Raw genomic sequence first — 4738 nt, 5'->3', positions numbered from 1 at the left:
CGGTTAGCATACATACCCATTATAAGGCATGTAAAAATCAAAGCAAAGTCGAATCCATTCGACATTAACGACCAGAAATATTTCAAACAAAGATTCATAGACCTTAAAGTGAAATCCTCTAAAACCAAACAAAATTGCATAGCTTTAAAGAATGTAAATGACATTAACAGAAATTTGCTAAACCTGTGGAACATACAACCGGAGTGTATTTATCAAGACACTTTTAGAAATGCCCGAGCTGCGTGATGGGAAACTATCATGCGCAGTTCTTAGGGGGCGTAAGCTACCCGATAGCGAAGAAAACAGTTCATTGTAGATAGGTCAGTGCAAAATTGAGGGAATTTATTTTGTTTTTTCCCTACACGCCACTTTTTGCTAGGGAAGTGCGAATTTGGAACAGCCATCGCACAAACAGCACATTTGCAAATCGCACCAGCTGACAAAGAGCCGAAACTTGCAAAAGAGCTGTTTTTTAGCCAATCGCACTAGTAAGGCTATTTTGTATATTCGATAGCAGATTTATTTAAAAAATTGAATAGTGATAAGTAATACAGAAATAAAATCTTGGTTGAGTTATTGGAAAAAAACACTAATAGATGTTGATAGAAAAAGAATAGATGTTACAACATATCCGATACCTGTAGAATCATACTTTATTAAGCAAGCTCCTCAAAAGCATGCGAGATTTTTATGGAATGCATCTCTGATAAATAAAGAAACACAATACATCATTGTTGATATTTGCCCCTGTTCAATGCAAACTGAATTTGAACATGCAAAATCAAAAGAACTTGATGAAGAAGTTTTTTATCCATTTTGGATTCCTGCAATAATGTACAAAGACGGAACTCTTGCTCCTCAAAAATCAAACAAAGGAGTAGTTAAACCCTTCTTTGTTAGAGAATACTTGAATCCTAATCCGAAAGACACTTATCGAATTGCATCAATAAAAGATGTTGATTCTGCTTTGCAGAAGTTCGAATTTAAAGAGGAATCATGGAATTCTTATTGGGAAAAATGCGAAGCTTTTTTTTCAATTATAACTGGAAAAAGCTTTGAGGAATTCAATATAAAACATGAGAAACATATTTTTATCCAAAAGGGTGAGTTACGAGGATTGACAAAAAATATTAGAAAACTGTATAGCAGACTAGAAGATACTCCACCAGATAGGAGTTTGCTTAATAGTTTAGTTGATACTGAAAGAATCTCGTATTCAACTATTCCTGAGAAATCAGAAGTAGTTAGAAATAAGAATCATATTGGTCAAATGAGTGGAGAATTTCCTTTGTCAGTATCACAGAGAGAAAGTATTACATGTTATAATTTACTGGAAGAATCAAATGTTTTAGCAGTTAATGGTCCTCCGGGAACAGGTAAGACTACCTTTTTACAGTCAGTTGTTGCTAATAGTGTTGTTTCAACCGTAATAAATCAGCAAAGACCCGAGCTAATAGTTGCTTGCTCTGCAAATAATCAAGCAATCACAAATATTCTTGACAGTTTCGTACTTGACTCAAAAGACATATTGACACAGCGTTGGTTGCCTGATTTAACTTCTTTAGGTTTGTATTTATCTACGAATGAAAACAAGAAATATCAAACTTGCACCTCGGAGTTTGGAAACGGCTTTCTAAATGATTTTGAAAGTGCTAATATAGAAGATAAAAAAGAGTACTTTTTAAAAGAGTTTAGAGCTTATATTGGAGAAGGTGATAATTTAGAAGAATGCAAAGAGAAGTTGTTAAATATCGTACAATCAAAAGTATCTACCTTAAAAAAGAGCCTTGAGATTGCTGAAAAACATGAAACAATCAGTCCATTATTGAAGAATGCTGGATTTTCAAGCTCTGATGAATTATTAGAAAAGATTTCTTCATTACAATATAATATCAATAGAACAAACTCTGAAATCCAACAAACATCTGTTGCAGAGGAAAAACTAACAGAAGCGAAAGAAAATCAACCATTAATGCAAAAATTATTTTCTTTTCTTCCAAAATTCAAGAAACGTAGAACTTCTTTATTTCAAAGGGTGCTTTTAGAAATTAACCTAGATGATGTTCTTGACTGTAGTAATTACAACTCTTTGATTCATTTGCTTAATGAAAGGATTATTGCTAAAACTAATTTAACTAAGCAACTTAATTTAGAACTAAACCCATTAGTTGATTTAAAAATCAAAACAGAGGAATTAAAATCGAATTACATTACCTGTATTAACAATTGGGATAGAAATTATGGTGAAATGCTAAAAAAGTTACAAGCCATGACAGGTAATGAATATAAAGATTTGCGACCATTAGAAGATATGCAAGTCAGAATGGATTTTTCATATCGTTATGAAGCATTTTGGCATGCAATCCATTTTCGTGAGGCAGAATACTTGATAAAGCTTGAAGAAAAGCAGGAAAAGAATAGTAAAGACAAAGAAAGAGGTGAAATAGGTTACAAAGAGAAATTGCAACGATTTGCGGGAGTAACACCTATTTATATTTCAACTTTCCATTCTATTCCAAGGTATAGTACGTTTTACGATAATGCTGAGGGTGAAAAAGCATATTTTGATTTATTTGACTTGATTATCGTAGATGAAGCTGGTCAGGTTGCCCCGGATATCGCAATACCTTCCTTTTCTTTGGCAAAAAAAGCTATAGTTGTGGGGGATGTATTTCAGATAGAACCAGTATGGTCAGTTGAAGAGAAGCTAGATGTCGTAAATCTGAAAATGAATAATTTATTATCTGAAGATACTTCAGATGATATAATCAATTCTTATAAAGATTCAGGGATGCTTTGTTCATCAGGCAATCTTATGAAATTAGCTCAACGAGCTTGTTATGTAAAAGATGGAGATGACGGGGGTACACTGTTAAAAGAGCATCGAAGATGCCCAGATAAAATAATCTCTTATTCAAATAAAAATGTATATCAAAACAAATTAATTTTAACGAAAGGTAATAAGAGAAAAGCTGAAACAGACCTTCCTTTAAAAGGTTTCATGCATATTGATAGTGCAAGTGAGAAAATTGGTAATAGTAGAAGAAACACTCAAGATGCTATTACCATTGCCAAATGGATTGAAAGTAAAAGGCTAGAACTTGAAAGTTCTTTTGGACAAAAGCCTATAACTGATGTTTTGGCAATAGTTACTCCTTATAAATCACAAGCTTCACTTATTAAAAATGAATTGCTGAAAATTGATAAGAAAGTATATAAAAAGCTTATATCGGGTACGGTACACGCTTTGCAAGGGGCAGAAATTGATGTTGTGATTTTTTCAACGGTAATTACACCTGGTGATAGCACGTTCTTTGCAGATAATCTTAATATGCTTAATGTTGCGGTTTCAAGAGCTAAATCAAGTTTTCTTGTTTTCGGTAATTTAAATACAATTGACGCAACTAAGAACAATCCTTTAGGTCGTTTAAAACAATGGCTACAGGAAGACGAAGACTGTGAACTTTCAAATAAAATCATATTCGATAGTAAAGAAATAGAAGATGGTGTTATTCGTGTCAATGATTTAAAAACTCATGTAGGAACACTTAATCGAGCATTTGAAATTGCGAAATCAGAATTAATAATAGTTTCACCATTTATTTCATCAAACGCAATAGAATGTGATACGATTAAATGTTTTAATAATAATGGAAAAGAAACGGTAAATTCTATCGAGATAGATTCTGTAAAAAAACAGTTAAGTGCTACTGTAAATAAAGGAGTAAAAGTCATAATAATTACAGACTCAACGCTTGACACAAACAATAATCAGTTAAAACCTACTGCTAAGAAAGGTCGTGAGATTATTGAACAAAGTGGAGCTAAGTTAAAGCTTGTTGATGGTATTCATAGTAAAACAATAATAATTGATAATGACATAATAATAGATGGTTCATTTAATTGGTTTTCTGCTCTACGTGATGAACAAAGTAAGTATTTTAGAGAAGAATCCTCTATCGTAGTGAAAGGCGAGCAAGCTAAACCAATGATTAAGAAAGCAAAAGCATATTTAGAAAATGTTGTTAAATAATACCCGACCGGATTTACAAGCACATTGCCAAAGCCACACGAGCCAACGCTCTATCCAAAGCTTTGTCAAAGAGCTTGCAAAGCTGACCCGATTTGCCCACAGGGCATTAGGGGTTCCCTAAGGGCAAAAAAAAATAAATTTGTGCTTCGTAGGCAGGTCAGTGCAATTTGAAACAGATAGAAATGAATGAATGCCAGCATACAACACGGTATATACAAAATGGGCGGGATTGTGCTAAAATCAAAGGTTGTAGCCCGCTTCAACATTGTAACGATTTGATAGATTTGAAACCCGCAATCGCCCACATTTGCATATACCCAACCGTTGTATGTAATTCGACAGAAAAGAAAGAACCTATTTAACCAGTTGACTTTTAAGACTTAGGCGCTGAAAATAAAACTGAGAATAGTTGGATATTCCGGAGCATACTGACCCCCTTATCACCAGTTTCTAAAAGCCAAATTTGAGACTGCCATTCCGGCGGATATTGACCCCTTTTAAAGGAAATTTGAGTCAAAAAGCAGAGTTTTGAGTGGTCAAAGCGGCATTTTTTTATATAAATCATTTTGATGTATTGATTTTGGGAGCGAAATTTTAATTTCATCCCCTATTCCGGAGCATGCTGACCCCTGCAGTCAACAATTGTTCATGCTATTTTCCGGAGCATATTGACCCCTTTATATTTTTCATCTGCAATACGTTCCG

Annotated in this window: 2 protein-coding genes; both read left to right on the top strand. The window is 33.7% G+C overall.

The genetic code is table 11. The annotated features are described in order from the left end of the window. On the top strand, positions 1 to 246 hold a 246-nt coding region (locus tag B5X70_RS18450; protein ID WP_234995092.1), incomplete at its 5' end, for a hypothetical protein. A 292-nt stretch (positions 247 to 538) separates the two neighbouring features. After that, complete coding sequence (locus B5X70_RS17390; RefSeq protein WP_079559175.1) at positions 539 to 4033, top strand: AAA domain-containing protein; 3495 nt, start codon at positions 539 to 541, stop codon at positions 4031 to 4033. Positions 4034 to 4738 lie beyond the last annotated feature (705 nt).

The organism is Alkalitalea saponilacus, assembly GCF_900168165.1.
GTDB lineage: Bacteria > Bacteroidota > Bacteroidia > Bacteroidales > Marinilabiliaceae > Natronoflexus > Natronoflexus saponilacus.
This window is presented reverse-complemented; position numbering and strand designations above follow the sequence as displayed.